Here is a 7,221-nt window from a genome sequence, read left to right on the forward strand (position 1 = left end):
TGCGAGGGGCAGTCCACCATGGCGCGATTCACGGCGAACAAGCAGCAACCGGCCAAGCTGGTCTGGCGGAACACCGCCAATGCGCCCCACGGCGAATACGTGGATCCGAAGCAGGCGGTCGCCACTCCCGCGGCACCGAAGTCGACCGTGGATCCGCGCGAGAACGGCTGGCTGGCCTCGTCGCTCGAGCTGCTCGGCGGCGTGCGCGTCAGCGAAGCGCCGATGGACACCCTGCCCGGCGATCTGATCGAGGAGTTCATGAACTCCAAGCGCTGAGCGCAGGGGTTCAGGCGGCCGGGTCGGGCCGCAGCGAACGCGACAGCATCAGCACCGGGATCAGCCCGACGGCCACGATGGCCAGCGAGGGCAGCGCCGCCTCGCCGAGCCGCTCATCGCGCGCCAGCTGGTAGGCCACCACCGCCAGCGTGTCGCTGTTGAAGGGGCGCAGCACCAGCGTGGCCGGCAGTTCCTTCATCACGTCGACGAACACCAGCAGCATCGCCGCGATGCCGGCACGGCGCAGCAAGGGTGCATGCAGTTCGGCGAACAGGCGCTGTCGCGAGGCGCCGAGCATGCGCGCCGTTTCGTCGACCGACGGCGGCACGCGCGCATATCCGGCCTCGACCGACTGCAACGCCACCGCCGAGAAGCGCACCAGGTAGGCATACATCAGGCCGAACACCGTGCCGGTGACCAGCGCCGTGGTGCCCAGCTGCGGCACGTGCGTCTGCAGCCAGCCCACCGGCAGCAGGATGCCCACCGCGATCACCGCGCCCGGCACCGCGTAGCCGAGCGAGACCACGCGGGCGGCGGCGCGCAGCGCCGTGCTCTCGCGCAGGCGCAGCGCGAAGCCCAGCGCCAGGGCCGCTGCGGTGGCCATCACGGCAGCCAGCCCGGCGAGCTTGAAGCTGGTCCAGGCCCATTGGGCGAAGCGCGCCAGCGGCAGGCCGAACTCGGCGTGGGCCGCCTCCAGCCAGACCAGCCGCAGCAGCACCAGCACCGGCAGCACGAAGCCCAGCAGCACCGGCAGCGCGCACAGCGCAACGGCCAGCGCCGCGCGGCCGCCGTTCAGTGCGATCGGCCGGGCCTCGGCGGCATGGGCAGCGCCGGTGCGCGTGGCGGCGAAGCGCAGGCGCTTCTGCGCACGCTGCTCCACCCACAGCAGCAGGGCCACCAGCACCAGCAGCACCGAGGCCAGCTGTGCGGCGGCGTCGCGGTCGACCATCACCAGCCAGGCCTTGTAGATGCCGGTGGTGAAGGTGGACAGTCCGAAATAGGCACCGACGCCGTAGTCGGCCAGCGTCTCCATCAGCGCCAGCGCCACGCCGGCGGCCAGCGCCGGCCGCGCCAGCGGCAGCGCCACCTCGCGCACGCGGCGCAGCGTTCCGGCGCCCAGGAGCCGCGCCGCCTCCATCAGCGGCACGGCGCGCTCGCTCAGCGCCGCCCGCGTCAGCAGGTAGACATAGGGGTACAGGCAGAGCACGAACATCACCGCCGCGCCCCACAGGCTGCGCACATCGGGCCACAGCGCGCCCTGGGCGCCGGTGACGCTGCGCAGCCAGGTCTGCAGCGGGCCGCTGAACTGGAGGAAGTCGGTGGCGGCGTAGGCGAGCACGTAGGCCGGCATCGCCAGCGGCAGCAGCAGCGCCCACTCGAACACGCGCCGCAGCGGAAACTCGAACAACGCCACCAGCGCCGCCGTGGCGCCGCCGAGCAGCGCCACGCCGACGGCCACCGCCGCCGCCAGCAGCAGCGAATTCAGCGCGTACTCCGGCAGCACGGTGTCGAGCTGGTGGCGCAGCACGGCGAGGCTGGCCGCATCGAGCGCCGCCCACGAGCCGAGCACGCCCAGCACGGGCACGGCGAGCAGCAGGCAGGCGAGCGTCAGCAGGCGGGACATGGCGCGGAGGGTCGGGGCGGGCGCAGGCGGCTTCCGCACGGCTTGACCGGGCGCAAGCCACTTGCGAACGATTCTTGTTCTTGCGGAAGGCCCGATATGATAGGGCGATGTTCCTCGCCATCGAGCACGCCTCCGTCACCTACCCCGGCAGCACAGCGGCCCGCGCCGCGGTGCAGGAGGTTTCGCTGGGGCTGCGCCGCGGCGAGATCGGCGTGCTGATCGGCCCGTCGGGATGCGGCAAGACCTCGCTGCTGCGCGCGGTGGCTGGCCTGGAGCGGCTGGCGGCAGGCCGCATCGTGATCGACGGCGAGGTGCTGGCCGACGCCGCCGCGGGCGTGCACGTCGCCCCCGAGGCGCGGCGCATCGGCATGGTGTTCCAGGACTACGCGCTGTTCCCGCACCTGAGCGTGGAGGCCAACGTCGACTTCGGCATCCGCCACCTGCCGGCCGCCCAGCGCCGCGCCCGCACCCTTGAGGTGCTCGACCTGGTCGGCCTGGCCCACGCCGCCCGGCGCGCGCCGCACCAGCTCTCCGGCGGCCAGCAGCAGCGCATCGCGCTGGCGCGGGCGCTGGCGCCCAACCCGCGGCTGCTGCTGCTGGACGAACCGTTCTCCAGCCTCGACGTCGACCTGCGCGAGCGCCTCGCCCAGGAACTGCGCGCGATCCTCAAGCAGGCGGGCACCACCGCGCTGTTCGTCACCCACGACCAGATGGAGGCCTTCGCGGTCGGCGAACTGATCGGCGTGATGCACCGAGGCCGGCTCGAGCAGTGGGACGACGCCTACACGCTCTACCACCGGCCTGCGACCCGCTTTGTCGCCGACTTCATCGGCCACGGCGTGTTCACGCCGGCCAGGATCGTCTCGCACGGCGTGCCGCAGGACGGCCACTGCAACTGCATCGTGCGCACGCCACTGGGCGACCTGACCGACGTGGCCGAGTGCCCGATGCCCGAGGCCTACCCCGAGGGCGAATGCGAAGTGCTGCTGCGCGCCGACGACATCGTCCACGACGACGCCGCGCCGGTGAAGGCGCGCATCGAGAGCAAGGCCTTCCGCGGCGCCGAGTTCCTCTACACGCTGCGGCTGGCCAGCGGCGACAAGGTGCTGGCCCACGTGCCCTCGCACCACGACCACCAGATCGGCGAGTGGATCGGCATCCGCCCGGAGGTCGACCACGTGGTCACCTTCCATCGCGAGAAGGCCTGATCGGGCGCGGTTGCACGGCGTTGCCGGAAAGCCGCTCGCCACGTGCAACTTTCCCGGGCGGCCGCGCCTCCAAGCGCGACCCGCGTCCTATACTGGCCGTTCAAGCGTGCCCACGGGGCATGCGCGCGGGTGTGAAGGGGTCGTGAATGGGTAGCAAACTCAAGGTCGCTGGCTGGTTGGCACTGGGCGCCGTCGCCGGTGCGCTGACCACCATGCAGTTCCAGGCGATCGCCCGCAGCTCGGTGTCGGCCCTGCCGCTCGAGGAACTGCAGCAGCTCGCGGCAGTGTTCGGCATGGTCAAGAGCGACTACGTCGAGCCGGTCGACGAGAAGAAGCTCATCAATGACGCCATCGCCGGCATGGTCTCCGGCCTCGACCCGCATTCGCAGTTCTTCGACAAGAAGAGCTTCAAGGAATTCCGTGAGGGCACCAGCGGCCGCTTCGTCGGCGTGGGCATCGAGATCGGCATGGAAGACGGTCTGGTCAAGGTGGTCTCGCCAATCGAGGGTTCGCCCGCCTTCCGCGCCGGCCTCAAGAGCGGCGACCTGATCACCAAGATCGACGACACCGTGGTCAAGGGCCTGACCATGGACCAGGCCGTCAAGAAGATGCGCGGCGAGCCCAACACCAAGGTGGTGCTGACGGTCTTCCGCAAGGCCGAGAGCCGCAGCTTCCCTGTGACCATCGTGCGCGAGGAGATCCGCGTGCAGAGCGTGCGCGCCAAGATGGTCGAGCCGGGCTACGGCTGGCTGCGCGTGAGCCAGTTCCAGGACCGCACGGTCGACGATTTCGCCCGCAAGCTGGAGGACCTGTACAAGCAGGACCCGAACCTCAAGGGCCTGGTGCTCGACCTGCGAAACGACCCGGGCGGCCTGCTCGAGGGCGCGGTGGCGATCTCCTCGGCCTTCCTGCCCAGCGACGTGGTCGTCGTGACGACCAACGGCCAGATCGCCGATTCCAAGGCGACCTTCAAGGCCTCGCCCGAGTACTACCTGCGCCGCGGCGGCAGCGACCCGCTCAAGCGCCTGCCCGACGCGGTGAAGAAGGTGCCGCTGGTGGTGCTCGTCAACGAAGGCTCGGCCTCGGCCAGCGAGATCGTCGCCGGTGCGCTGCAGGATCACAAGCGCGCCACCATCATGGGCTCGCAGACCTTCGGCAAGGGCTCGGTGCAGACGGTGCGCCAGCTCGGCCCCGACACCGCGCTGAAGATCACCACCGCCCGCTACTACACGCCCAGCGGCGCCTCGATCCAGGCCAAGGGCATCGTGCCCGACGTGATGCTCGACGAGACCGCCGAAGGCAACCTGTTCGCCGCGCTGCGCGTGCGCGAGGCCGACCTCGAGAAGCACATCGCCGGTCAGGCGGAGCAGAAGGACGAGGCCCGCGAGAAGGCGCGCGAGGAAGCACGCAAGAGGCTCGAGGCCGAGGCGGCCAAGAAGGCCGAGATCAAGCCGCTGCCCGAGTTCGGAAGCCCCGAGGACTTCCAGCTCGCCCAGGCGCTGAACCGCCTGAAGGGCAAGCCGGTGCTGGTCAGCAAGACCGTCGTCGAGCGCAAGGCCGAGGCGCAGACCAACTGAGCCACGCCGACCTCAGCGACGCGCAGCTGCTGCGCTACTCGCGCCACATCCTGCTCGACGAGATCGGCGTCGAAGGCCAGGCGCGGCTGCTCGCCGGCCACGCGCTGGTGATCGGCGCCGGCGGCCTGGGCTCGCCGGTGGCGCTGTTCCTCGGCACCGCCGGTGTCGGCACCATCACCCTCGTCGACCACGACACGGTCGACATGACCAACCTGCAGCGGCAGATCGCCCATACCGTGGCTCGCGTCGGCCAGCCCAAGGTGGGCTCGGCAGCGCAGGCCATCGCGGCGATCAACCCGGAGGTGCGCGTGGTGGCGCTGCAGGAGCGTGCCGACGCGCGGCGGCTCGACGAACTGGTGGCCGCGGCCGACGTGGTGCTCGACTGCTGCGACAACTTCGCCACCCGCCAGGCCGTCAACGCCGCCTGCGTGGCGCACCGCAAGCCGCTGGTCTCGGGCGCGGCGATCGGCTTCGACGGCCAGATCTCGGTGTACGACGTGCGCGGCGAAGCCAACCCCTGCTACGCCTGCCTGTTCCCGCCCGAGGCCACCTTCGAGGAGGTGCGCTGCGCGACGATGGGCGTGTTCGCGCCGCTGGTGGGCATCATCGGCACCATGCAGGCGGCCGAGGCGCTGAAGCTGCTGGCCGGCGTGGGCAGTTCGCTGGCCGGCAGGCTGCAGATGCTCGATGCACGCACCATGGAGTGGAACGAGATCCGCATGCAGCGCGCTCCCGCGTGCCCGGTGTGCGCCTCACGGCGCTGAGGGCGGGCCGGCCGCGGGTATTCTCCGCGCCATGGACAAGAAACAGGACCTGACCGCGCGCAACTTCCCGACCGCGGAAGAAGACGCCGAAGCCGCCGTCGAGCCGTCGCGCTACGCCGGCCCGGAAAGCGCCTACCGGCTCGCCTTCACCGACACCGAGTTCCTGCTGCGCGAGGAACTGCGGCCCGTGCGCATGCAGCTCGAACTGCTCAAGCCGGAGATGATCCAGAGCGAGCACGGCATCCGCTCGACCATCGTGATCTTCGGCAGCGCACGCATCCTGCCGCCCGACGTCGCCTTCGCCCGCCTGGAGGCGGCGCGCGCCTCGGGCGACGCCGAAGCGATCCGCCGCGCCGAGATGGCGGTGAGCATGTCGCGCTACTACGACGAGGCGCGGCGCTTCGCCGCCATCGTCACGCGCAAGTCGCGCGAGATGGAGGCCCCGGTCTACGTGGTCACCGGCGGCGGCCCCGGCATCATGGAGGCGGGCAACCGCGGCGCGCACGAGATCGGCGGCAAGAGCATCGGCCTGAACATCGTGCTGCCGCACGAGCAGGCGCCCAATCCGTTCATCACGCCGGAGCTGTGCTTCCAGTTCCACTACTTCGCGCTGCGCAAGATGCACTTCGTGATGCGCAGCATCGCGCTGGTGTGCTTCCCCGGCGGCTTCGGCACGCTCGACGAGCTGTTCGAGACGATGACGCTCACCCAGACCGGCAAGTCGCGCAAGCGACCCATCCTGCTTTTCGGCCGCGAGTTCTGGACACGGCTGATCGACTTCGACTGGCTGATCGAGACCGGCATGATCAGCCCGGGCGACGTCGACCTGTTCCGCTACGTCGAGACCGCCGAGGAAGCCTGGGAGGTGCTGGCCGAGGCCTACGGCTTCGACCTGCCCGAGACCACCACCGGCCCGTTCGCCGACGACGTCTGAGGACCAAGATGAAGAAACTGGTCAGCCTGATCGGCGCCCCCACCGACATCGGCGCCGGCAGCCGCGGCGCGAGCATGGGGCCGGAAGCGCTGCGCGTGGCGCAGATCCTGCCGGTGCTCGAATCGCACGGGCTGGAGGTCGTCGACCGAGGCAACCTCGCCGGCCCGGCCAACCCGTGGCTGCCCCCGGTGGGCGGTTACCGGCACCTGGCCGAGGTGGTGGCCTGGAACACCGCCGTGCACGAGGCCGTCCACGCCGAGCTGCAGCTCGGGCGGCTGCCCATCCTGCTCGGCGGCGACCATTGCCTGGGCATCGGCTCGATCAGCGCGGTGGCGCGCCACTGCCGCGAGGCGGGCCGCAAGCTGCGCGTGCTCTGGCTCGATGCGCATGCCGACTTCAACACCAGCGAGCTCACCCCCAGCGGCAACATCCACGGCATGCCGGTGGCCTGCCTGTGCGGCCACGGCCCGAAGGAACTGGTGGAGATCGGCGGCCAGGTGCCGGCGATCAGCCCGAAGTGGGTGCGCCAGATCGGCATTCGCAGCGTCGATCCCGGCGAGAAGCGCTTCGTGCACCAGGTGGGCCTGGAAGTCTTCGACATGCGCTTCATCGACGAGCACGGCATGCGCCACGCCATGGAGCTGGCACTGGCCACGCTGGACGCCAACACCCACCTGCACGTGAGCTTCGACGTCGACTTCCTCGACCCGGAGATCGCGCCGGGCGTGGGAACCACGGTGCCCGGCGGGCCGACCTACCGCGAAGCGCAGCTGTGCATGGAGATGATCGCCGACACCGGCCGGCTTGCCTCGCTCGACGTGATGGAGCTGAACCCGGC

7 protein-coding genes are annotated in these 7,221 nt (G+C 70.7%); 6 read left to right on the forward strand and 1 reads right to left on the reverse strand.

Features of this window, described 5'->3' with window-relative positions:
• The coding region (locus AB7U92_RS18385) for a hypothetical protein (RefSeq protein WP_428580206.1) at nt 1–276 on the forward strand (276 nt) is incomplete at its 5' end.
• 10 nt (nt 277–286) lie between these two features.
• On the opposite strand, the gene AB7U92_RS18390 is transcribed toward AB7U92_RS18385, so the two are convergent.
• Entirely contained in the window at nt 287–1,900 is a 1,614-nt protein-coding gene (locus tag AB7U92_RS18390; protein ID WP_428580209.1) for an ABC transporter permease, read from the reverse strand.
• A 107-nt stretch (nt 1,901–2,007) separates the two neighbouring features.
• Between AB7U92_RS18390 and AB7U92_RS18395 the strand changes: the two genes are divergently transcribed.
• The 5 genes from AB7U92_RS18395 to rocF form a co-directional block, all read left to right on the forward strand.
• Nucleotides 2,008–3,108, forward strand: a complete 1,101-nt coding sequence (locus tag AB7U92_RS18395; protein WP_428580212.1) for an ABC transporter ATP-binding protein — start codon at nt 2,008–2,010, stop codon at nt 3,106–3,108.
• Nucleotides 3,109–3,254: 146 nt separating this feature from the next.
• Entirely contained in the window at nt 3,255–4,685 is a 1,431-nt protein-coding gene (locus AB7U92_RS18400) for a S41 family peptidase (RefSeq protein WP_428580215.1), read from the forward strand.
• The gene (locus AB7U92_RS18405) at nt 4,682–5,449 is read left to right on the forward strand and encodes a HesA/MoeB/ThiF family protein (RefSeq protein WP_428580224.1); all 768 of its coding nucleotides are present in this window, start codon (nt 4,682–4,684) and stop codon (nt 5,447–5,449) included. Before AB7U92_RS18400 ends, AB7U92_RS18405 begins: the two co-directional genes overlap by 4 nt.
• A gap of 31 nt (nt 5,450–5,480) precedes the next feature.
• A complete protein-coding gene (locus tag AB7U92_RS18410) occupies nt 5,481–6,383 on the forward strand; it encodes an LOG family protein (RefSeq protein ID WP_428580218.1) in 903 nt (300 codons plus the stop codon).
• A gap of 8 nt (nt 6,384–6,391) precedes the next feature.
• The coding region (rocF, locus tag AB7U92_RS18415; protein WP_428580221.1) for an arginase at nt 6,392–7,221 on the forward strand (830 nt) is incomplete at its 3' end.

Origin of the sequence: Piscinibacter sp. (assembly GCF_050175855.1) — a bacterium.
Lineage (GTDB): Bacteria > Pseudomonadota > Gammaproteobacteria > Burkholderiales > Burkholderiaceae_C > Piscinibacter.